At 55.2% G+C, this 23,552-nt stretch carries 17 protein-coding genes; 11 read left to right on the top strand and 6 right to left on the bottom strand.

Annotation, left to right across the window (positions count from 1 at the left end; genetic code table 11):
- Position 1 precedes the first annotated feature (1 nt).
- From AC3Y2E_RS09125 to AC3Y2E_RS09150, 6 genes are all read left to right on the top strand, one after another.
- On the top strand, positions 2 to 988 hold the full coding sequence (locus AC3Y2E_RS09125) for a carbohydrate ABC transporter permease (RefSeq protein WP_332072918.1): 987 nt from the start codon (positions 2 to 4) through the stop codon (positions 986 to 988).
- Between the two features lie 4 nt (positions 989 to 992).
- Positions 993 to 1,847 (top strand): carbohydrate ABC transporter permease, encoded by an 855-nt coding sequence (locus AC3Y2E_RS09130; protein ID WP_332072917.1) that lies wholly within the window; start codon positions 993 to 995, stop codon positions 1,845 to 1,847.
- Positions 1,848 to 1,917: 70 nt separating this feature from the next.
- A complete protein-coding gene (locus tag AC3Y2E_RS09135) occupies positions 1,918 to 3,930 on the top strand; it encodes a YIP1 family protein (protein ID WP_379209466.1) in 2,013 nt (670 codons plus the stop codon).
- Positions 3,923 to 6,151 (top strand): DUF5696 domain-containing protein, encoded by a 2,229-nt coding sequence (locus AC3Y2E_RS09140; protein ID WP_379209326.1) that lies wholly within the window; start codon positions 3,923 to 3,925, stop codon positions 6,149 to 6,151. Before AC3Y2E_RS09135 ends, AC3Y2E_RS09140 begins: the two co-directional genes overlap by 8 nt.
- Positions 6,152 to 7,048, top strand: a complete 897-nt coding sequence (locus AC3Y2E_RS09145) for a carbohydrate ABC transporter permease (protein WP_379209328.1) — start codon at positions 6,152 to 6,154, stop codon at positions 7,046 to 7,048.
- Positions 7,045 to 8,028, top strand: coding sequence for a carbohydrate ABC transporter permease (locus AC3Y2E_RS09150; protein ID WP_379209330.1), 984 nt, complete (start codon positions 7,045 to 7,047; stop codon positions 8,026 to 8,028). The genes AC3Y2E_RS09145 and AC3Y2E_RS09150 overlap by 4 nt, the downstream gene beginning before the upstream one ends.
- A gap of 247 nt (positions 8,029 to 8,275) precedes the next feature.
- On the opposite strand, the gene AC3Y2E_RS09155 is transcribed toward AC3Y2E_RS09150, so the two are convergent.
- Positions 8,276 to 9,046 (bottom strand): IclR family transcriptional regulator, encoded by a 771-nt coding sequence (locus AC3Y2E_RS09155; protein ID WP_379209332.1) that lies wholly within the window; start codon positions 9,044 to 9,046, stop codon positions 8,276 to 8,278.
- 397 nt (positions 9,047 to 9,443) lie between these two features.
- Between AC3Y2E_RS09155 and AC3Y2E_RS09160 the strand changes: the two genes are divergently transcribed.
- The 3 genes from AC3Y2E_RS09160 (at position 9,444) to AC3Y2E_RS09170 (ending at position 12,119) form a co-directional block, all read left to right on the top strand.
- Positions 9,444 to 9,644, top strand: a complete 201-nt coding sequence (locus AC3Y2E_RS09160) for a cold-shock protein (RefSeq protein WP_332072911.1) — start codon at positions 9,444 to 9,446, stop codon at positions 9,642 to 9,644.
- A 100-nt stretch (positions 9,645 to 9,744) separates the two neighbouring features.
- On the top strand, positions 9,745 to 9,963 hold the full coding sequence (locus AC3Y2E_RS09165; protein ID WP_190926382.1) for a cold-inducible protein YdjO-related protein: 219 nt from the start codon (positions 9,745 to 9,747) through the stop codon (positions 9,961 to 9,963).
- 215 nt (positions 9,964 to 10,178) lie between these two features.
- Positions 10,179 to 12,119, top strand: a complete 1,941-nt coding sequence (locus AC3Y2E_RS09170) for a DUF2334 domain-containing protein (RefSeq protein ID WP_379209336.1) — start codon at positions 10,179 to 10,181, stop codon at positions 12,117 to 12,119.
- Positions 12,120 to 12,837: 718 nt separating this feature from the next.
- Here the strand turns inward: AC3Y2E_RS09170 and AC3Y2E_RS09175 are convergent.
- The 3 genes from AC3Y2E_RS09175 to AC3Y2E_RS09185 all read right to left on the bottom strand — a co-directional run bounded on the left by AC3Y2E_RS09175 (position 12,838) and on the right by AC3Y2E_RS09185 (position 15,325).
- Positions 12,838 to 13,509 (bottom strand): TetR/AcrR family transcriptional regulator, encoded by a 672-nt coding sequence (locus AC3Y2E_RS09175; protein WP_379209338.1) that lies wholly within the window; start codon positions 13,507 to 13,509, stop codon positions 12,838 to 12,840.
- A gap of 65 nt (positions 13,510 to 13,574) precedes the next feature.
- Entirely contained in the window at positions 13,575 to 14,600 is a 1,026-nt protein-coding gene (locus AC3Y2E_RS09180) for an ABC transporter permease (protein WP_379209340.1), read from the bottom strand.
- Positions 14,597 to 15,325: an ABC transporter ATP-binding protein gene (locus AC3Y2E_RS09185; RefSeq protein WP_379209342.1), complete on the bottom strand. Its 729-nt coding sequence runs from the start codon at positions 15,323 to 15,325 to the stop codon at positions 14,597 to 14,599. The genes AC3Y2E_RS09180 and AC3Y2E_RS09185 overlap by 4 nt, the downstream gene beginning before the upstream one ends.
- A gap of 421 nt (positions 15,326 to 15,746) precedes the next feature.
- Between AC3Y2E_RS09185 and AC3Y2E_RS09190 the strand changes: the two genes are divergently transcribed.
- Positions 15,747 to 17,081 (top strand): ABC transporter substrate-binding protein, encoded by a 1,335-nt coding sequence (locus tag AC3Y2E_RS09190; RefSeq protein WP_379209344.1) that lies wholly within the window; start codon positions 15,747 to 15,749, stop codon positions 17,079 to 17,081.
- Between the two features lie 182 nt (positions 17,082 to 17,263).
- On the opposite strand, the gene AC3Y2E_RS09195 is transcribed toward AC3Y2E_RS09190, so the two are convergent.
- Positions 17,264 to 18,496, bottom strand: a complete 1,233-nt coding sequence (locus AC3Y2E_RS09195) for a serpin family protein (RefSeq protein ID WP_379209346.1) — start codon at positions 18,494 to 18,496, stop codon at positions 17,264 to 17,266.
- Positions 18,497 to 18,725: 229 nt separating this feature from the next.
- Here AC3Y2E_RS09195 and AC3Y2E_RS09200 point away from each other — a divergent pair, with 229 nt between their 5' ends.
- A complete protein-coding gene (locus AC3Y2E_RS09200) occupies positions 18,726 to 20,501 on the top strand; it encodes an ATP-binding cassette domain-containing protein (RefSeq protein WP_379209348.1) in 1,776 nt (591 codons plus the stop codon).
- 513 nt (positions 20,502 to 21,014) lie between these two features.
- Here the strand turns inward: AC3Y2E_RS09200 and AC3Y2E_RS09205 are convergent.
- Entirely contained in the window at positions 21,015 to 23,483 is a 2,469-nt protein-coding gene (locus AC3Y2E_RS09205) for a putative phage tail protein (protein ID WP_379209350.1), read from the bottom strand.
- Positions 23,484 to 23,552 lie beyond the last annotated feature (69 nt).

Genomic DNA, 23,552 nt, shown 5'->3' on the forward strand with positions numbered 1-23,552 from the left:
TATGGAACCCGTACAACTGTCCAACGCCGTTACGCTGCCGCCGGGCGGGCCGAGAACCCCGGCTCCTAAGACGATAGCGAGAATCAAACGATTTTTACGGGAATGCTGGCGCGACCGATTGTCGTATTTGTTTCTGGCTCCCTTCCTCATTTGCTTTGCCTGTTTTATTATCGTTCCGGTGCTGATGGCGGCTTTGCTTAGCGTCACTTCCTTTAACGGAATCGAGTTTCCGCGATTTATTGGGGCGAGCAACTTCGTCTACATGTTGACGCAGGACATCGTATTTATGAAATACACGCTTCCGAATACGCTGAAGTTCGCGATCATCGTCGGGCCCGGCGGTTATGTGCTGTCGTTCGTGTTCGCCTGGCTCATTCATCAGCTGCCCTCCGGCATCCGCGATTACTTCACGCTGGCGCTGTATGCGCCGTCCATGGTCGGGGGAGTGGCGCTGTCGGTCGTCTGGGCGGCTACGTTCAGCGGCGACCGGGTCGGGTATTTGAACAATGTGCTGATGCGTCTCGGGTTCATCGAATCGCCGCATCTATGGCTGCAGGACCCGAGATATTTGATGACCATCATGATTGTCGTGACGTTGTGGACCAGTATGGGGGTCGGGTTTCTCGCCATGCTTGGCGGGCTGCAAACCGTGAACAAGGAGCTGTACGAAGCGGGCAGAATCGACGGGATCAAGAACAGCTTGCAGGAAGTGTACTATATCACGATTCCGGCGATGAAGCCGCAGATGCTGTTCAGCGCGGTCATGGCGATCGTCGGCACGCTGAAGGCGGGGGCGATCTCGACCCAGCTTACGGGACTGACGATTACGCCGGACTATGCCGGACACCTCATCACGAACCATATCGACGACTATGCTTATTTGCGGTATGAATGGGGTTACGCTTCCTCGTTGTCCGTCGTGCTGCTGATCATGAGCTATGGCCTGATGAAGCTTAGCTACAAGCTGTTCGGATCGAAGGGGGAATAGCGGAATGCTGCTTTCGATTCGCAAGCTCTCGTTCTCCCGGGTAGTGCTGGTCGGATTCCTTGCCGCTGTGGCCGCGTTTATGCTCGTGCCGATTGTTTTTTTGTTTAATAACGCCTTCAAGCCGTTAAACGAGCTGTTTTTGTTTCCGCCTACGATCTTCGTCAAGCACCCGACGATGCGCAATTTCGAACAATTGCTGCTTCATACGTCGGCCGGACTCGTTCCGGCGACGCGGTACTTGTTCAACAGCGTACTCGTTTCGGCGGTGTCCACCGTGTCCGTCATCCTCGTCAGCACGATGGCCGGTTATGTGCTTGCGAAGCACCGGTTTCATTTTAAAACGGCCATAATGGCCTTCATCATGATCGCGCTTATGTTCGCTCCGGAGACCGTAGCGATCCCCCGCTATCTCGTCGTAAGCAGTCTGGGGCTGAAAAATACGTATCTCGCTCATATTTTGCCGTTTATCGCTTCGCCGGTCGCGGTGTTCCTGATGAAGCAATTTATCGACCAAATCCCGGACTCCTTGCTGGAAGCGGCCAAGCTGGACGGCGCCGGCGATCTGTACATCTTCTCGCGCATCGTGATTCCGCTCACGGCGCCGGCGGTCGCAACGGTCACTATCATTACGTTTCAGGCCGTGTATCTGGATGTGGAAACCTCGACGCTGTACACGACAAAAGAAACGATGAAGACGCTGGCCTTTTATGTAACCAGCCTCACGACGAACGTCCCCGGCGTTGCGGCGGCCAGCATGGCGGCGGCGGTCGGACTGCTGATGTTTTTGCCGAATCTGATCCTGTTCCTGCTGTTCCAGCGGAAAATGATCGAAACGATGCTGCATTCGGGTGTGAAGTAATATGGGGAAAAAGAGAGGGCTTCCGATGATCCGACGCGCCGCATCCGGTGGGATGATAACCACTGTGACTATGCTCACCGTCTTATGTCTGCTCAGCTTGCTGGTTCCGCAGGCGGCATGGGCCAAGCTGCCCTACAGCACGTATTATGTCGATCCGGTCACCGGCGAGATGAATCAGATTCAGCCTTTATATGTACCGGACCGCATCATCGACGGCAACCTGATGAAGAAGCCGTTCTCCGCGCCAAGCGACCTGTTCATAGCGGGCAACGACCACGTCTACATCGCCGACACGGGGAACGATCGCATCGTCGAGCTCGGTCCGTCCGGACAATTCATCCGTACGATCGGCGAGGAGGAGGGGCCGGGCAAGCTGAGCCGTCCGGAGGGCGTGTTCGTCGCTGCAGACGGTACGATCTACGCGGCCAATACCGCCGGGGAGACGATTGTCCAATATGCGCCGGACGGCAGCCTGTTGAAGGTGTTCGCCAAGCCGGACTCCAGCGTGCTGGGGAAAGACTACTTTTTTATTCCGACCAAACTGGTTGTGGATAACCGCGGGTTTCTGTATGTCGTCATAAAAGACACATATCAGGGCTTGCTGCGGATGAATCCGGAAGGCGAGTTTACCGGGTTTTTCGGGGCGAACAAAGCGAAGCTGAGTTGGATGGACCGGCTGAAGCGGACGGTGCTCAACCAGGTGCAGCTGGCTCAGGAGGTCGCGAAGCGCCCGGACTCGATCGCAAACGTCACCTTGTCCGAAGACGGCTTTTTGTTCACAACGACCGCAACCGCACTTAACGACGGGCAGATCAAAAAGCTGAACGCCGGAGGCTCCGACGCGTTCAAAAACAAAGAGTTCGGGGAAACGCAGCTGGTCGATATGACCGTGGACGGCCACGGCTTTTTGTACGGGATGAACCGGCAGTTTAATGAAATCTCGATCTACGACCCGATGGGCGGCGTTTTGTTTTATTTCAGCGAGGGTGACAAAAACGCCCGGCAGATCGGGGTAACGAGCTTTGCCAGCAGTATCGCAATCAATGGACGAAACGAAATATGGCTGGCCGACAGCCGCTCCAATCTGATTCACGTCTTTAAGCGAACGAGCTTCGGCGACGCTTTTATGACGGCGGCCCATCTTTACTACGAGGGCGATTATTTCAAAAGCAAGGCGTACTGGGAAGAAGTCGTCCGTCAGAACGGGATGCTCAACATCTCGTTTAACGGATTGGGCAAAATCGCCCTGCACGAGAAACGGTATGACGACGCGTTGTATTATTTCAAGCAATCGTACGACCCCGAAGGATATTCGGACGCCTTCTGGAATTTGCGGTACGAATGGATTCAGGACCACTTCTTCATAGCGGCTCTGGCAACGGCTGCCGGGATCGGAGCGCTCGTTTTTCTCGGGAGGAAGGGAAGGGCGTTCGTCCGCAGCCGGACATGGCCCCGGGGGTTGGAGCGTTATGCGGCCGAGCTTAAGGATGCGATTTATTTGATTTTCCACCCGTATGAAGGGTTTTACCGGTTGAAGGATCGGCAAATTTCCTGGTTCGTGCTGCTGCTGATCGGCTCTCTTGCCGTCGGGGTCCATCTGCTGTCCATATTCGGTTCCGGTTTTATCGCGTATCCGTTCGATCTCGGCAGCTATAACCTGAAATGGTCTTTGGGCCTGCTCCTGGTGCCATGGGCGACGTGGGTAATTGCGAACTACCTGGTCAGCTCCGTGAAGGGCGGGGAAGGGCGGTTTCGCGAAGTGCTGCAGGCCAGCACCTATGCGATCGTTCCTTATATGGTGATGCAGATCCCGGCGATTGCGCTCTCCAACGTCGCCGTGCTCGAAGAATGGATATTGATCGACCTGATTCATCAGCTCATGTGGATCTGGATCGTACTGCTGCTGTTCGTTATGACCCAGGTCATTCATAATTTCGATTTTACCGAAGCGATCAAAAATGCAGGCATCACCGTATTTACGATCGGGGTTATGTGGGTGTTTGCGGTCATCATGACCGGGCTCGGTATGAACCTGTACGATTTTCTGGAACAGATCTACCGGGAGGTGACGTTTAATGGTTAGACGGCTATGGCCTGTGCATCCGAAAAGGGGCATCCAACTGATCGCGGCAGCTGCGGCGGTTCTGGCGATCGTACTGCTGTGGGCGTTAAACCGGGATACGCTGCCGAAGCTGGAAGCGATGAACATCGAGATTCCTGCCGCCGCTAGGCTGTCTGTAGCGCAAGGGGAGGATTGGAAGCCGGCGGCGGTCGATCCGGAAGGCTACGCGACGGTGGCGGAGAACAGCCGATTCTCGCTGCGGCTCGATCCGATGACGAGTCAAATCGCCGTGCTGAACAAACAAAACGGCTACTTGTGGCGAAGCAATCCGCCGGGCGGCAAACTTGCCGGGGAGACGGTAAAGGGGACGCTGCTGGAAAATATGCAGTCCCCCTATATTCTCGAATACACGTCGGGAACGGAGACGAAACGTTCGGTCACGAATGCGCTCGATCCGAAAATGACGACCCGGTACACCCGGATCGGAACGGACGGCATTCAGGTCACCTATACTCACACTGAGCTGCACATCTCTTTCGTGCTGCAGTACCGGATAACCGACAGCGGGTTCGAAGTGTCCGTCCCCAGCTCGGGAATTGCCGAAACGGGAGAAGCCCGATTGTTTGCGCTTAATGTGCTGCCTTTTTTCGGAGCCGTTTCGAAGGCGGAAGAGACCGGTTATTTATTCGTTCCGGACGGTCCCGGGGGGCTCGTCTATTATGACCGCAAGCGGCCGGCGATCGGAACCGTCTACGAGTTCCCGGTCTACGGGGAAGACCCGTCGCATCTGAAAGAGCGGGAGAGGAAGACGCCGCGCGAGCAGATCGGCTTTCCGGTATTCGGCCTGAAGCGCGGAACGCAAGCGTTCGCCGCGATCGTCCAGGAGGGGCAGTATACTGCCTCGGTCAAAGCGGTCCTGCCCGGCAACATTTCGAGCTACAATACGGTGAGCGCCAACTTCAGCTACAGGCAGGAGTATGGGCGCAAAGTGAGCGGGATTACGAAGGATGTCGTCGGCACGATTCAAAAAAACCGGAATGAGGACGACCGGCGCGTGGAATACCGGCTGTTGTCCGGCGATGCCGCAAGCTACGTCGGGATGGCGCAGGCGTACCGCGCTTATTTGAAGGAAGGGGGCGCGCTCGCCGCCGGGCTGAAACCGGTCGATCAAGTCCCGATGCAGCTGTCGTTTATAGGCGGAGCGACGAAGCCCCGATTCGGCGGCAGCCGGTACGAGACGGCGACCACGTTCGCACAAGCGGAGAGCATGGTGGACGAACTGATGCGGCTGGGTGCGGGCAACATCCGCGTGACGTATCAGGGCTGGCAGCATAGCGGATACGCCCGGTCCGATCAACGCTTCCCCGTCGTGCCGGAGATTGGAGGAACCGAGGGAGCCAAGCGATTCATCCAGGCGATGCATGAGAAAGGCATCCAGGTGCTGTTCGAGGATTATATGTCGTGGAAACATCCGGATTACAGCCGCTTCCAAGTCAAGTCGGACGGCATCCGCGGGATCGATACGGCCGTCTTGCAAGACCGCGAAGGCCGGTTCATCGTCGATCCGGTGAAGGCCGTACGCGGGCAAAAAGACGTCGTCGACCGGTTGAAGGGGCTCGGCGTGGACGGTATCCATTATGTCGAAGGCCCCGGCGATCAAGTGTTCAGCGACTTCAATCCTTCCTCTCCCCTGGCGAGAAAGGATACCTCCTACTATTACCGTGAACTGCTTGATTATGTCCGCCACCGGCTGGGGACGGTCGGAGTGGTCCGGGGCAACGACTATTCGCTCGGACACGTCAGCTTTATCGAAGAGCTGCCGTTCAGCTCCAGCTACGACCTGATGATCGACGAGACGGTGCCTTTTTACCCGATGGCGCTCCATGGGTCGGTGGAATATACGTCGGCGGCCGGCAATTTGCGGGACGTGTATGACGAGCAGCTGCTGAAAGCGATCGAATACGGTGCCGTTCCGTATTTCAGGCTGACCTACTCGGAAAGCCGCGTCTTGAAGGACACCGATTACAGCCATATATACAGCGGGGAATATGCAGTCTGGAAAGACCGGATCATCGAGGAGTACCGGAAGTTCAATCAGCTCGCTGCCGTCTACCATCAACCGATGACCGGTCACGAGCGGGTCTCGGAAGGGGTCTACAGGACGACCTATGCCGACGGAACGAGCGTGACCGTCAATTACAATACGAAACGATTCGACGTAGCGAAAGGAGGAGGAGCCTAGATGGTCAGCAAGACGGAACGGCGCCTGGGATACATCAAGCTTCTCCTGAAAGATTACGGAATCGGATATTTGTTCATGCTGCCGTGGCTGGTCGGTTTTGCATGGTTCGTCGCGTTTCCGGTCGGCTGGTCGCTCTACAACAGCTTCAATAAAGTAACGCCGTCCAGCGGCAGCTTCAAGTACGAATGGGTGGGCCTCGACAATTACAAGCGAATGCTGGTGACGGATAACGCTTATCCGATCGTCCTGTTCTCGTTGTTTCAGGAGATGCTGATGATCATTCCGCTCATCCTGATCTTTTCGTTTTTCGTATCGCTGCTGCTGAATCAGAAGTTTCCCGGCCGGGGGCTGATGCGGGCGATCTTTTTTCTCCCGGTCTTATTTGCAACAGGGCAAGTGCTGCTGGAGCTGTTCGCGCAAGGCGCGGGGGAGATGCCGTTTCTCGAGCAGTACAACGTGGCTGCGATCGTCCAGCAGTATTTCAGCGAACGGACGGCGGCTACCGTGATGAATGTGCTGAGCCGGGCGGTCATTATATTATGGTACTCGGGCGTCCAGATCCTCATCTTCCTAGCCGGTTTCCAGACGATATCCAGATCGATCTATGAAGCGATTCGAGTAGACGGCGCTTCCCCGTGGGAAAGCTTCTGGAAGATTACGTTTCCCGGCATGCTGCCCTTTATCGGGTTAAACGCCGTATTTACGATCGTCGATCTGTTCACGTTCCCGTTTAATCCCGTGCTGCAAATTGTCAAAAACAATATGTTCTCCCCGACCACGGGGTACGGATATGCGAGCGCTCAGGCGTGGTTGTATTTCTTGCTTATCCTGATCCTGCTTGGCGTGACCGTGGGGCTGACGTATCGGGTGACGAAAGGAAGGGGCGAGCTGCGATGAGGTTGACGGAGCGATACCGGCAAGTGAGGCTGGAGGCGGTGCGATTCACGGAGAGCCGCCGGGCGCAGCGGGTGGGCAAGCTGCTGCTCGGTCCAAACGTGAATGACGGATACGTGGCAAAAACGGTGATCATCGTCCTGTTGTCGGTCATCGCCTTCCTGTACTTGAAACCGATTATTTACATGGTCTCCACCAGCGTGAAAAGTTTGGAAGACTTGATTGATCCCGTAGTCGGACTGATTCCCAGGAGCGTGCACAGCCAAAACTATACCGATGCGTGGAAAGGGCTCCGCTACCCGGAAGCGTTTACCAATACGTTTATTATCGCTTTTTTCGGTTCCTTGTTCCAGGTGTTCTCCTGCGCTCTTACCGGGTATGCGCTGGCCCGCCTCCGGTTTCCGGGGAAATCGCTGTTTTTCGTCTTGATTTTGATTACGTTTCTCGTTCCGCCGGAAATTACGATCATCCCTCTGTATATGATTTTCAACAAGCTCGGCTGGCTGAACACGCCGCTCGTTTTTCTCGTGCCGGCTATACTGGGCCAAGGGATGCGCGGGGCATTGTTCATTATCATCTTCCGGCAGTTTTTCCTGTCCCAGCCGAAAGCGCTGGAGGAAGCGGCCAAGATGGACGGGGCATCCGTGTTCCGGTTGTTTTTCCGGATCATGATGCCGCTTGCCGGCTCCGCCTGCCTTGTCGTGTTTCTGTTCTCGTTCGTCTGGTATTGGAATATGCATTTCGAGCCGTCGATGTTTCTCAGCAAAGACTTCATTCCGCTGTCGCTGCGCCTGAACGAGCTGTCGACCGAGCTGCTCGGGAACAAGTCGCTGAGCTTAAGCGTAGCCGTCGGAAAAGATCCGGTCTCGGAAGGGCCCAAGATGGCCGCCGCGTTTCTGATTATTTTGCCGCCGCTGCTCGTTTATTTCATCGCACAGCGCTGGTTTACGGAAGGAATCGAGCGTACGGGGCTGGTCGAATAGGACGGCACGGCGCGTTGCGTCAAAAAGGGGGGCTCAACTCAACAGTCAGGCCGCGATGATTCGGGCCCCGCTTAGAACCGGTTTGACTGGAGAAAAAGGACCTCGGCCTCCACGTTACAGTGGAATTTGAGGTCCTTGTCCTTTCGATTGGGAAATGGGGATGATCCCTGACATGCGAGCATTTCCGGGACAGCCCCGAAGCGGGGCGGGTGAGGGCAGCGAAGCGGAGTCGCCCCCTCCGCGCCTGTTAATTTTGGCGGTATACCTTGTTGCTAAGCTCCTCGCACGAGCGTCTGATCCAATCGTGCACGTTCCCCCACACCTCGCCGGTAATGCGCACGACCGGGATCGAGATGCTGATCGAGGCGACCGCACGGTCGTCCATATCTTTGACCGCCCCGGCGACACAGTGTACGCCGTCGACCGTCTCGCCCATGTTGTAGCCGAATTCCTGCTTGCGGACTTTGTCCAGCTCTTTGAGCAAGTCCGAGAAGGAGGAGATCGTCTTGCTCGTCACTTTCTCCAATTCGTCGGACGGGTACAAGGCGCGCAGTTCCTCCGCCGACAGATCGGCCAGCAAAATTTTGCCCGACGCGGTGGCATGCAGGGGCAGCGTTACGCCGAGACTCGGATTAAACCGGAGCGAATGTGTACTCACCTTTTCTCCGATATATAAAAGCTGATTGCCGGTTCTTATCGATAAACTGACCGTCTCGTTCAGATTGTTGATAATCTTCTCGGCGATGTAGTTGAATTCTCCGGTTAAGCTGGCGTTGCGCATATAGCCGGAACGAATCGCAAACAATTTGTAGCCGATACGAAACTGCTTGCCGGACCGGTCTGTCTCCAAATATCCGCGGCTGAGCATGTTTTGCAAAATCAGATACGTGCTGCTGGAAGGCATGTTCAGATTTTTGGATATTTCCGTCAAATTGTACGAATCTTTCTCTCCGGTGAACAATTCGAAAATATCCAGGACGCGATCGGCAGATTTAACTTTTGGCGCTTGTTGTTCCATTGGATTCACCCTCCATAGAAAAGATTTCATAAATATGAAATCTATAATGATTCTATCGTATTTGCTTCAAATTGTCGACATCATTATTTGGCCGTTGCAGGCAAGCCCGGGCCTATTCGGAAACCGGGGGCTGTTCGCGAAAAGCAGACAGGCCGGTGCATCGTATGGATTGACAACTTACTGGTAAATGTAGTATAGTGGGATATGGAAATGGAATTTTTTGAAATTCGCATATCGATAAATGTTATCATCCGTCGTTATGGTACCTTTATCAATATGTGAATTTTTTTCGTTGCAGATGTTCCTGATCGTTCAATCGCTTCTGCTTTGAACCGGATTCCAGGCTTCTGTCGTAAAAAACAGAACATGTTAGTTTATTCAGAAAGGAGCGATTTCCATGCAAACGGGAACTGTAAAGTGGTTCAACTCTGAAAAAGGGTACGGCTTTATCGAAGTGGAAGGCGGAAATGACGTTTTCGTTCATTTCAGCGCCATCGTCGGCGAAGGCTACAAGTCGCTTGACGAAGGTCAACAAGTTCAATTCAATGTGGTACAAGGCAACCGCGGACCGCAAGCTGAGAACGTTGTGAAGCTGTAACACCGGACAAGAGTAGTAAAAGCTGCCCTGCCTCGTTGTATGGGCGGCTTTTTTTCATACAGAAAGGGTCCACTACAATCGGAAGGGGTACGTGAGAGAGATGAACAAACGCAGACGGTTTACGGAAGAGCTGCCGCTCGAGGAAACGGAAATCTGGTCCTGTACGAAGGAAGCTTGCAACGGATGGATGAGAGACGACTTTGCTTTCGAGAGCACGCCCACTTGCCGCCTTTGTTTGTCGCCGATGACTCGCGCTTTAAAGATGATCCCTGTGGTGTCGAATTCTAACGGAAACCTGAAACCGTTCAAAGCGGAATAGAACCCTACGATCACGAGGTCCGGCCGGACATTCGCGTTACCCGAAAATCCTTTTCTTCCTTGTAACGGACGAAGAGGATTTTTTTGATGATTTATGTAAGCGGTTTAAGCTATAATACTACCATACTGCCTGCCGTGCGTTTTGTTTATAGATAGGACTTGGAGTTATACCGGTTTCCATGGGGGATTTTGTTCAAGCATCTGGAGGGACCAACTGTGAAACGTTCGTTGACCGCGCTTCGACCCCGCTCGCGTATTCTGATAGCCGCAGCGGTCGTATTCGTTATGTTGTACATGCTGCACCTGGAGTCCGCCGTAGGCAACGACAACAGGCCGAAGCAGATCATGATCCGGCTTGAGGACGTCGGTCCGGGAGGACAGTACGAGGGTGCGGAACAGCTCGGCAAGCTGCGGGCCGTGTTTACTTTATTGAAGGAACGGGACGTTCCCTATCAGATTGCGGTTATCCCGCGCTGGAAAAACGTCTTGAAGGACGGCACGGTATACGACGTGTCGATCGACCAGACGGATAACGAATATGCGCGGTCGTTTGCGGCTCTGCTGCACAATGCGGCGAGATCGGGCGCTGTGATCGGGATGCACGGGTATACGCATCAGGTTGGCGATACGGTCCGTCCGGACGGATACCAGGAGTCGGGAATCGGCGACGAGTTTTACGTCCCCGACGTCGCAGAGACGTTAACGACACAGTTCGCCTCCCGAAGAGTAGAGGAGGGTGCGGAGACTCTCCGCCGCGCCGGCTTGTTCCCTTATTTCTGGGAAGCACCCCATTACCGGACGCTTCCCGAGCAGGACGCCGTGTTTCGCAATTATTTCGGGCTTCATTTTCAAGCCGACGTTCATCAGAATGCCAACACGTTATATACGCAATACAAGACGGAGCGAAACGAAGGTTACGGCTCGTCCTCACTTGGCGCGATCTACGTGCCGACACCGTTCTCTTATATTCCTTATAACCGGGATTCCGACATCATCATGAACCAACTGGACAAATCGGATAAGCTGCCCTCATTTTTTTATCATCCTTTTCTCGAATTTGGTCATTTGGTTCCGGTTACCGACGAGTCGGGGGAGCCGGTCATTCAGGACGGCCTGCCGCTGTACCGCTATCCGGCGTCGGATAAGAGCAATTTGCAAAAGCTGCTGAGCCGTCTTAGGGATAAAGGCTACAGCTTCGTCCCGATTACGGACTATATCCCGTTCGTTCCGGCGCATAGCGTCAAAGTCGGCACGGGGATGGAGGGAGCGGTGTCGGCCGCGGATGTGACGGGAGACGGTCAGGCGGATGTCGTCGTCTGGGACCGCCAGAGCGGACAAGTGACCGTTAAAAGCGGCGAGTTCCGGGGGCTGCGGAACGAAAGCTCCGGTGCGCCGAAAGTATGGGGCCGGCTGCCCTATACGAAAGGGGACTCCTGGACGCTTCTGGACGATAACGGCGATGGAAAAGCCGACTTGTGGGTGATGCGCACGGACGGCACCTTGGAGTCGTACCGTTCCAGCGGAGACAGCTTCGTGCCGGGCCGTTCCTGGAAAACGGGCAAGCCGGGATGGAGCTCGATGTATGCCCTGAAACGAAACGGCGGCGAATGGATCATCGCGGGCGAGACGGCGGATAACAATCAGCTGGAGAGCTTCTCGTTCAAAAAAGGCGAGCTGCAGCCGCTGGCTCCCCGTCCCTGGGACCGGAGACTTCCCGTACGGCTGGTCGCCGGCGACCTGGACGGAGACGGCAACGAATCGCTGCTGATCCCGTTCCCTCATTCTTCGAGATGGATCGAGCTGAGTCCCGACGAGACGTCGCCGAAATGGAAACGCCGCGTGCTGCAGCTCGATATCCCGACCGGAGAGGACGGCACGGTGAAGATCGGGGATTTTAACGGGGACGGGAAGACGGATATTTTGTTCTGGAACCGGGAGGAGAAAACGTTTGCCGTATACCGGCAGACCGGTCCGCTGCAATTCGAGCTGTCCTCGCGAATGGGTCCTTGGGGGCATTCGGACGGGGAACTGCTCGTCTGCGATATGAACGGGGACGGACGCCAGGACGTCGCGGAGCTGGACGACGGGCAGCCGTACATCGATATGGCTCTGTCGTTCCAGACCAAGAAGCCGGCGGTTCCTGTCAAGGCGCCATAACATACAAAAGCTTCGGCCAGGGAAGGGAATTCCGTTTCCTTGCGCCGAAGCTTATCAACTGTGTGCATGAGGTTGAACGGTCATCCAAAGAGTAGCGGAAGATTGACTTCCGGTATTTCCGTATAACGTGTAACTTTCCTGCTATAGCGGAAATTTGATTTCCGTTATTTTGGCTTTTTAGGGGGATAAAAGCGATTTAACTGAAAATAGCGGAACAAATAGTTCCGTTATGCGCCGATTTCCTGCTGTAAGAAACAAATAACGGAAGTGATACTTCCGGAAGAAATCTCACTGGCTTTAGTTGAAGCCGGTTGTTGTCACATCAACTCCAATTGACAAACACGACAGTGGTGGCAGCTGGCGTGAAGCTACACATTCCTGTCTACTTACAAACGTAGGGGGTTGTATGCCAAAGACCGTCCGGACGCTTATAATTTACTAGAATGTTAAGTGCTTCAGTGTTGAAGTAGAAGACAGCTCGTAAGAAATCCAAGGGAATGGTATTGGAGCGTAAAGTTTGGGTGTGAATTGGGCATAAAGCTAGCCAAATTCACATTCGGTCCGCATTTGAAGTCGTGTTGTAACCGTAAAACCTCAAAAAGACAACACGATTGAGGGCGAGCGGATGGAGCCCGATACCCATTCCCTTCCACGCGCATACGTATTTGGGTTTACACGTCAAAAGGACCATCCGGCCGCTTTTACTGGACGGTTTTCGTTAACCGGGACGTCCCGAAGTGGATAATCCGTACAAAATAAACTGGATAGTGTGCTCGATCTCCTTCTCGTCCTCCCATTCCAGATGGGGCAGCAGCATATATCGCATCGCCAAAAATCCGAGGATGGCCGAACCTGTCAATCGCAGCGCGGTCTTGGACGGAATCGGGACGATTTGCCCGTTCGCTTGAAACTTTTCGATGATCGGCGTCAATCGTCCGAGCACTTGTCCCGCTACAGCATCGAGAAACTGTTCCTTCAGCTCTGGATGGAACGGAATCTCCTGGAGCAGTATTTTAACGACCGGCAAATGCTTTTTGACGAACTCGATGCGGTTCACGATTACAGCACGCAGAAATTGTTCGTAGGAAGCATAGTCGGCGTCAAGCACTTTCGTAAAATCGCGAAGCACGAACGGGGCCAGTAACCTGGTCATCATCGGCGCCACGATGCTCAGCAGCAGCTCTTTTTTCGTCTTGTAATGCCGGAAGATCGTACCTTCGGCGACAGCCGCTTTTTGAGCGATTTCGCTCGTGGAGGACGCCGCATACCCTTTCTCGGCAAATACTTCGATGGCAGCCGATAAGATTCGCAGCTGCTTTTCCGTTTTTTTCTCATCCTCGTCGTAAAACTTCAATTGCTCCTGCAGCCATAACTCCATCTGGTCCGACATAGGGCGCGGGCCTCCTCCCGGTGCGATATAAGGGTCAAGTAATTCCTTGCGGTTTTCGGGATCAATCAGATCCGCCGGTGTTTTTTCAACGCCAGCACGTTCAAGAACATGATCACGGCCGAGAAGGCGAGCAGCACGTAGACGTCAGCCGCAATATCGGACCAGCCCTGGCCCCGGACCATAATATTCCGCAGCGCGTCGGCTCCGTACGAAAGCGGCATGCACTTGCCCAGCCAGCGCAGCCAGACGGACATCGTGTCCATGTTAAACAAGCCGGAGAAAAACACTTGCGGAACGATAACCAGCGGTATAAATTGTATCATCTGAAACTCGTTGCTGGCAAATGCCGACAAAAACGTGCCGAGCGCCAAAGCGGTAACCGCGAGCAGCAGCGTAACGAGCAGCACGTACCAGAACGAGCCGGCCATCATCATGCCCAGCACGTGGATCGCATACCAGGCGATCAGGGCGGACTGAATCATCGTAAACAGGCCGAATCCTAAAATGTAACCGGCCACGATCTCCCAGCGCCGGATCGGAGTGGCGAGCAGCCGTTCCAAAGTCCCGCCCGTCCTTTCGCGCAAAAACGATACGCCGGATATAAGGAATACGAAAAAAAAGACGAAAAACCCGATAAGCACAGGGCCGAAATGATCAAAAGCCGCCATCTCCGCCGATCCGTGCAAATAAGTGACGGCAGGCTTGGGAGCGACCGCTGCCGGATTCAGGTCCTGGAGCACGTTTTGGAGCAGCAGAAGCACCGCTCGGTTGGCCGTCGGGTCGCTGCCTTCCAGCTTCACGACAGGTGCCGAGCCTTGCAGGGTGACGATGGCATCGATTCGCGCGTCCGCCAAAGCCGTCTCCGCTTCTTCCGGAGTATAGCGGTAGATGTCCGCGCCGCGCTGCTCCAGTTTCTGAACGAGCGGCTCGGGCAGCCCGCCGACCGAAAGGGCCGGTCGGAACGTATCGCCGTTAAAGACGAGCGACATTAAAGTAAGTACGAGCATCGGCGCGACAATCATAAGCGCGAGCGTCCGTTTGTCATGCCAAAACTGGCGCAAAATCCGGATGACCAGTGCGCGGATTCTCATGAGGCGGCACCTCCGAAATGCAAAAATGCTTGTTCCAGCGTAGCGGAACCGGTATCCTTCTTGAGCGCTTCGGGAGTACCTGCGGCGATAAGCGTGCCGTCGCGAATCATCCCGAGCTGCCCGCACCGTTCGGCTTCGTCCATCACGTGGGTGGTGACGACGATCGTCGTGCCGGAACGACTTAACTGCTCCAGCTCGCTCCATATCGATTGGCGCAGGACGGGATCGATGCCGACCGTCGGTTCGTCCAGGATAAGCACCGGCGGCTGGTGGAGCAGCGCGACGGCCAGCGACAGCCTTCGTTTCATCCCGCCGGAATAACGGGCGACCTGTTGCTTCATATGAGCGCCGAGATTGACCAGTTCCATAACCTCCTGCATGCGGCGCTTTTTATCGGCTCCGCCGAGACCGTACAAAGCGCAGAAAAATTCGAGATTTTCCTGTGCGGTTAATTCTGCATACAGCGCATCGGATTGACCCATGTACCCGATCTGCTGCATATGCGACAGTTTGGGCATGCGTTCGCCCAGCACATATACGTCGCCGCTTGTCGCCTCGTCGATTCCGGCGATCATTTTCACAAGCGTCGTTTTGCCGGAGCCAGACGGTCCCAGCAATCCGAATATGTCCGAGCGGCCCACTTGAAGCGAAATCTCCTTGATCACTTCCTTGCTTCCGAATGTTCGGCAGACCTGATCGAGCCGAATACAAGCCACACTTTGCATAAATAATCGCCCTCCTCACGAAAGTGAGTAATCACTCATTTTTAGTATAAAGCGGACTTCGGCTATTGTAAATAAAAAAGGCGAGGGGTGAAAAACGGCTGCGAAATAATTTGAGAATACGCATTCTTTATGATTGAAAAGTAACCGCATACATGATATATTGAAACCGAGAAATCGATTTCTATCAAATCGGGGTCAACTGAAGGAGGTATATAGAAGTCACGAATATACTGGATAATCGGGCGTCATAAAACGGATTTCGCTGCGATTAGGCAGGGCAATCGGGCATGGGCAGTCCGCGGCAACAGGTAACACATACGTATAAGTGATTTGCCAATAAGATCAGCTTGTGATCAGGTTCGACACATCAATGAATAAGAACGGAACCATTAGGAAGCATCTACTAAAGGGAGGGTTCAGCATGTCTGTTAAACGCGCTTTGGTCGCTTCGACCGTTATGGCTGCGATGCTGCTTGCAACCGCTTGCGGAGGCGGCGGAAAATCGGCCGGCCAGACAGAGAATGGAGAGAAAGGCCAGCCGTCCGCACCGGATATTACGAAGACGCCTGCGGAACTTAATTTTTTCACGATGGCCGGAGATACGGATGAAGTATTTAACGAAAGGTTCGGCAATTCGATCCGCAAAAAATTTCCTAATTATAAAATCAATTATATCCGCGCCCAAAAAGGGAGCACTTTGCCGGAGCTGCTGGCAGCGGGGACGACGATCGATATTTATTACGATTCGATCGGCAATTTCAGCGAAGGGCTGCTGGTCAACAAGCTGGAGTACGATCTGTCCGAGCTGATCAAGAAAAATTCGGTCGATCTGAACCGGTTCGAGCCGACGGTCGTCGATGCGATGAAGCAAATATCCGGCGGCAAAATGTACGGTTTGCCTGTGTACACGAACAACCTGGCTTTATTTTATAACAAGGCGGTATTCGATAAGTTCGGGGTGCCGTATCCGAAGGACGGCATGACGTGGGACGAGACGCTGGAGATCGCCCGCAAGCTGAACCGGACCGACGGCGATAAGCAATATATCGGACTGGCCGTATCGGGCTCGCATATGCTCCGGATGAATCAGTTCTCGCTTCCGTATGTCGATATGCAAACCGACAAGCCGACGATCCAAAACGAGAAGTGGAGACGGCTGTACCAGGCGACGATAATCGATCCGGCCCAGGATGCCGGTTATAAAGCGAAAATTACCGAATTGAAAAATGCGCTGCCGTATCGCGACGCGCTGACGAAGGACCAGTATCTCGGCATGTTCGTCTTTTTGTCCCAGATGCCGTTTACCGTGCCGGAGATGAAAACGATGAACTGGGAAATGGTCGCGCTGCCTACCTTCAAAGAGCTTCAGAACGTCGGCTCGCAGTCGTATCCTTCGTACTTCACGGTCACTTCGCTGTCCAAATCGAAAGAGGCGGCGATGGAAGTGCTGAAATACCTGATCTCCGACGAGTATCAGATGGAGATTTCACGTAAAGGAACGATGCCCGTTCTTAAAAACGAAGCCGTCCAGAAAGCGTATGCCCAGGATACGGAGTATAAGGATAAAAACTTTGCTTCCGTGTTTTATAACAATTTCGCTCCCATATCGAACAAATCGATCTATGACGTAGCGGTCGAAAAGACATATACGAAAGATATCGGTCTAATAGCGAAAGGCGAGATCGATATTAACACGGCATTCCGCAACGCCGAAGAGGCGGCGGCGAAAGCGATCGCCGAAGCGAAGAACAAGTAGTGCGGCGATTTGCTTGGAACGGATGAATGGATGATTGGATGATTGGATTAATGGATGATTGGATTAATGGATGAACAGATGACGGGACAGCAGGCCGCAGCCTGCTGTCCCGTCTGCGTGTGCTCAGAAGACTATACGACCTATCCCCGGTATCCGATCCAGGAATTCCCGGATCGATCCGCCTACGGATTCGTGATCGTTCCGAGGAACAGCCAGGAACCGGTGTGACTGTCTTCGATCGCGAAGAAAAAGGGACGGTTCACGATCATGTCGACCGGCTTGGAAGGCGGGGCCGAGCCTGCCATCATGGCGCCGGTAGCGGCGGCGGCTTCGGTGCCTTCTTCGTTTACGTCCAGATACGTCTTGTGCGTAACGCCGCTAATGTAAAGAGGATGAACGTCGGCCATTTTACGAAAATCCGCCCGGCCCGGATCGAAAGCCAGGGACATGCCGATACCGGTTAGCGCGTCTTTCAGCTGCGCGGTATACTCCACCTTGAACTTAGGGAGACGGAGATCAACCCGGACAGGTTCGAACGTCTGCCGGCAGGGGAGACAATCGGACCACAGCTGGCGGTTTAATTCGTCCAGGGAGGACGTCTCCTTCGGCAGGACGAGCAGCATATTCATCCGTCCGTCGCCGTAGGGAAGCTTGACGGCTTGCCAAGCTTCGTGTTCGGAGTAGGCATAGGTGCGGGTTTGCCGCATCATGGGCAATTTTTTAACCGTACCGTCCGGAAGCGTGAAGTTATCATCTTGAGTATCGCCCTTCTTGAACGGGTCCGTCCAGGACGCGTTGAAGTAGACCGCATTCAGCAGCACCGCTGCGCTATCGGCGGGGAGCTGTTCCTCGAGCAGCTTGCGGATTTTGCCTTCCGTCCGCTTCGACACCCAGCTGTTGATAACGTCCGTCGTCTTCGGGGAGGAGAAATCTGCAGAGCGGACCTCCGCTTGATAATAATCTTTGACGGTCTGAAGATAAGGCTTATGGAAGACCGTATGTGCAGCGGTCCATACGGAATTCGCGATCGTTAGCTTAACGCCGCCCCCGGATGCGGTTAGCAGCTCCGTCATCCTGCGGTTCGCCTCGTTTAACTCGTTCTCACTCATTCCGTCCCAGCCCAGCGCAGCCGCGATTTTCTCCGCCGTCTCCCCGGAGCTTCCCGTATAGGCCAGAGCAAGCGCGGCCGATACGCTTGCCGGCGAGATTACGACACTTTCCCCTTTTCCGGCATCGCTCATCTGCTTGTGCAGCTTAAGTCCGAATGAGCGGCTCGCTTCGGCGATTCGCGGATCGATCGCCGCCGCGGCCGCTTTTCGTTCATCCGCCGACCACTTCGGTCCGGAAGGCCCGGCGCCTGCACAGCCGGTCAACAGGAGTAGCAGAACACCCGCCGCAACAGTCTTTTTCTTCATAACGCCCCATCCCCCAAAAATTGGTTGTTTCTCTTTCCTAGACCAGACGAGTTCAAGACGCCGAAGGTTGCGCCTTTGAGCAACAAATGTGCCGGACAGCCCAGTCCGGTTAGGCAGGAGCGATTGATTAGAACGGTTTTATCCGGGTGCGATTCCAGCTGTGTAACGGTATAATAGATGAGCTTAGCAAGAGAAGACCATCTGAACAGGAGGGGCCGCCGTTAATCGGATGATCCGTTGTTTTCTCCAAGCTGCTTCCATTCTTCACAAGGTAGAAAAGCGGCCGGTAGTCGTACTCGCCGCTGCTATGCTGGCAATCGTCCCGGTATTGCCGGCTGAGCTATGGCTGATGAAAGAGTTGATTGATCGTATCCAAGGCTGGAACCCCTCCCTAAGTAGTTACCCGATCCTGACCTCCGCCGCCTGGCTGGCCGCTCTGATGCTGGTGAACAATATCGGGCTGGGCGTACCGATCCCCATGGCGCTAACCCGGATTAACGAGATCGGAGCGCTGGAGCAGCAGCGGCTGGTGCTTGAGAAAACGTCCCGCCTTCCTCTCCAATCCGTAGAAGCTCCTTCCGTCAAAGATATCCGGGAACGGGCGTTGCTAGTTTCCCTGCACGAGATCTACAGTACGGGCCTTCAATGGATACAGCAGCTGATCCAGGCCGCCCTGCTCGTCTCGATCCTGCTCGCCTTCGGGCAATGGATTCCTCTTGCTGCCGTAATCGGCGCTACGGTCTTGCTGTCAATCGTTACCGGCAAGTCGGTGCGTTCCCTCGAGAAGCTGTCCCGGAGCCAGACGCCGGATCAGAGATTGATGGATCATTATGCGGGGCTGATGACCGGAAAAGAGGCGGCGAAGGAGATCCGGCTGTTCGGTCATGCGCCTGAGCTGGAGAAACGCTGGCGCGGCCTGTATGAGCGGCAATCCCGGGACAGACGGACCGCCGTCCGCGTCTCCGAATTGCGCAAGCTGGGGCCGGAGCTTCTGCTCGCTCTGCTGTCGGGACTGCTGCTGGCGTTGCTGGTGCTGCTGCCGGGAGCGCGGACGTTTACGGCAGGAGACTTTGCGGTATTGTTCATGACGATGACGATGCTGCTCGCGAAGCTGCCGGAAATCGTTCGGACTGGAGGTTCCTTCCAGAAACTTTATATGAGGTGGGAAGACTTCCGGACTTATCTGGAGCTGGAGGAGGACGCCTCGGCGGAAAACGCGGGGAGGGCGGAAACGTGTGGCAGGAGCGCAGCCGGCGGAGGATTGCGGTTATCCGATGTTTCGTTCCGTTATCCCGGGATGGACCGCAAAGCGCTGGATGGAATCCGGATGACGATACCGCCGGGCTGCCGGGCCGCGCTCGTCGGCGAGAACGGCTCCGGCAAATCGACGCTGGTGAAGCTGCTCGCCGGGTTTTATCAGCCGTCGGAAGGTGGTATCGATTGGGGCGGTTTACCAGCCAACGGGCTGGAGTTGGACCGGGAGCCGGAGAGAGAGCGGAACGTGAAGCTGGCCGCCGTCTTTCAAGACTTCTCGCAGCTGCATGTGCGGCTTCGGGAAAACGTCGCACTCGGTCAACTGGCGGAGCTGCATAACGATCCGGCGATCGAAGCGGCGCTCCGATCCGCCGGATACCGAAAAAGCGGACTGGACACGTTGCTCGGCGCCGCGTTTGGCGGAATCGAGCCTTCCGGGGGCGAATGGCAAAAAATCGCCACAGCCCGGGCGCTGATGCGCGACGCGGATTTCGTCTTTTTCGACGAGCCGACGGCCGCGCTTGATCCGCAAGCGGAACGGGAGGCGTTCGAGCTGTTTATGAAAGTGACTGAAGGCAAGTCGGCGCTGCTCGTCACCCACCGGCTCGGAGCGGCGAAGCTGGCGGACCTTGTGTTCGTTCTTAGGCAAGGCAAGCTGGTCGAGCAAGGGACGCACGAGGAGCTGATGCGGATGAACGGCGAATACAGCCGGATGTATCGGACGCAGGCGTCTTGGTATAGCGGGGATTAGGCAGCAAGGGCATTTGTTCCATAAAGAAACTCCGGCCGAAGCCGGAGTTTGCGCCACCTTTTAGTGATACGCTACGTAAAAATCCCGACACTTGTACGAGTAGATTTTACCGAAGTGGCCAGTTTGACGCAGACGGAGCGGTTGGATTCAGCTCTTCCTGCAAATGAAGCTAGAGGAAACTTTACTTCCGCTAATTCGTCGATGGCGCTCTTTTATGGTCGTTAGCGGAAGTTTTATTTCCTCTATACGGAGAATTCCTCTGTAGCTCAAGCAAATTTCCGGAAATAACGGAAATAATAGTTCCGCTATCCAACTTTATGGACGGTTTCAGGCGTAATACCGGAAGTTTTTCTTCCGCTAATCGCTTCACCCTACAAAAACAACCCCTTGCTGTCCTTCAGCGTGTAGGCGCGAATTCGTTTGCTGTCGGAAACGGACATCCTATCTCCGTTGCCCATGCGCTGGTAGATTTGCTAGAATGATCGTCCGCAACGTACGCTTCAGCACCGCAGGTTACCGTTTCAGCAGCGTGATCGAAAATAAGGTGCTGCCTTGGGTAACGGCTGTTCCTGACGGGTTGAGAAGACGGAGGGACACCGTTCCTTTTGCCGCCACATAGGCGGATGCCACGAGCTTTTGCAGCGCGACATTGGTACCGACCGTTACCGCATCGCCGACTACCGCCTCCGGATGGGCGATGTTGACGGTTGCTTCTCCGCCTCCTCCGGCGATCGACGGAACGTTCCACGTATAGTCGACGGAGAGCAGCTGGCGGTCGTTATAGCGGTTCGTATCGTCCGCGAAATAAGCGTTGCTCAGGCCGTTCGGGTCGGAGCCGTTTCCGTAAACAGTCGGAAAGGGGATATCGTAAAAGCGGTTTCCGATCAGCACCGGCTTCGCCGCCGTTCCGGCGTAGGCCGTCGTCCAGGCCCACCGCCAAGTAATGCCGACCCCGCTTTTGCCCGCGATGTTGTTGTTGCACAGCCGGATGTTCATATAACCTTCGCTTGTCGTCAGCGGCAAGTTTTTGGCCGGATCGCAGTAAAACATCACGCCATTGTGGCGAATGCTGCACCCGCGCACCTCCAGTCCGTCGATGGAATTGATTTCAAAGATGTTGGACGAGGCAATGGTAGGGTGAACGTTGATCCGGTCCAGAACGGAGTTATGGAATTTCAAGACGCGGGCGTGAAAGGAACGGATGCCGTCGAACGTAATATTGCTCCATTCGCAGCCTTGCAGAACGTGCGACAGCGAGTCGATTCCGAAATGAATGACGGAAGCGTCCGCCTTCAGGACAAGATCCCGGAAAGAGCAGTTGACCAGGGAAGCCGGATAATAAACCGCTCCGTCCGTATGCGTAAACGTTTTGATCCGGTTGCTGGCGTTAAACAGGTGACCGGCATTCATATCGGGCGGAATAATGATTTTGACGCACGACTGCTGCGCAGCCGATCCGGCCGGGATCTCCAGCGTCGAGCGGCGGAACGTGACATGAACCGCTTGAGGTAAATAAGAATGCTCGTAGTAGCGCCACTGATTGATTCCCCCGAACACGACATTTTCCTTGGAGTCGTAATGGCCGTCGTACGTCCAGCCTGCGGAGTTCGGCACGAGCGCCGGATCGTCGGCATTGGCCCGGTAAGCGACATATTTTTTGCCGCTCTGGAAGACGACCGGCAGCTTGGAGACGATATGGCAGCCGTCGACCAGAACGTGCCGCACCCGGTTAAAGACGAACCCGTTCACCGTCCCGTGGAAATAGCTGTCCCTTACCTGCAAATGTTCGCTGTAGTCGAATTCGTCGCTGCTCCGCAGCCAGATAGCGGTAATGTACCCGCGGACGTCCGCCCGTGTGACGCTGATATGTTTGCTGCCGTAGCCGACGTTAATGCCGCGGGCTCCGATCGTGCCGTCGCTGACCACTTGAATGTCGGACACGCTGCACTTGATGCCGTGCTTGTACTCGTAGCCCATCGTATTCGTTTTGCCGACGCGGATGCGGCGGTCGTGAATTGCATAGCTCCAAAAAATAAACACGCCGTATGTAATGTTCGCGTTGTCGTCGATCCGGACGTTCTCCCAGCTTCCTTCGGAGCAATAAAACGTCCGGATGACGTTGCCCGCGGAAGGAAGCGGTCCGGCGGAAGGGCTGGCAAACGTAAAGTGAAGGTTGGCGTTGCGGAAGCCGTCGACCTTCCGCATCGTAATGACGGTGCCCGTATTCCGGGTCAGGCACAGCTCCAGATCGGAGATGCCGACATTGCTGAGACGATAGTCGTCGCCGCCGTATTGCGCCGGGTCGAACGTATCCATGTCCGCGTAATAAGGCAGGTTGCTCGGATTCGTTCCGCCGAACCCTCCGCGGCTGTCCCAGACATGGATGCAGCTGTCGCCCGTTCCGGGGGACTGAAACAGCAGCCGGGTATGGCCGGTGCCGCACAGAAAGACGTTGCTCCGCTGGATCGAGAGATGGCTTCCCTGGATGACGTACGTTCCGTCCGGGATCACTACGGTGCCGCCGCCTGCATCGTAGGTGGCGTCGATCGCGCTTTGCAGCGCCGCCGTATCGTCGGTAACGCCATCGCCTTTGGCGCCGAACCATTTGGCGTTCAGGACGTCTTCATTCGAGCGCTTGAACCTCGCGCCGGCGGCGGATACGAGCACCGTCCCCGTATTATCCGCGGATGTCGTATCGGCGGGGTCGTAATAGTAGTGGCCTTCCTGGCCCGGGTCCGTTACATAATACGCCGTATCCGCGTCCGGCAGCGTCATCGTGCGCAAGCCGGATACCGTCGTCGCAACGACGCAAACGTCTGTAGCCGCTGTCAGGCCGTAAACCGATGAAGTAACGGAGCTTTGCGCAAATGTTCGCGTAGCGAGGCTGGTCTGAACGAGCCCGCCTGCGGTCAACGCGGCACCGGCAAGGCCGGCGGTTGCCAGCAGCTGTCTGCGGCTTAATTTTTTCGGATCGGAAGTCATCAACGGTCACTCCATTCCCCATGGTTATTGTCAGACTGCGGGACCGCATGGGCTCCGCAGCCGTCGTGC

It is taken from the genome of Paenibacillus sp. MAH-35 (assembly GCF_058135425.1).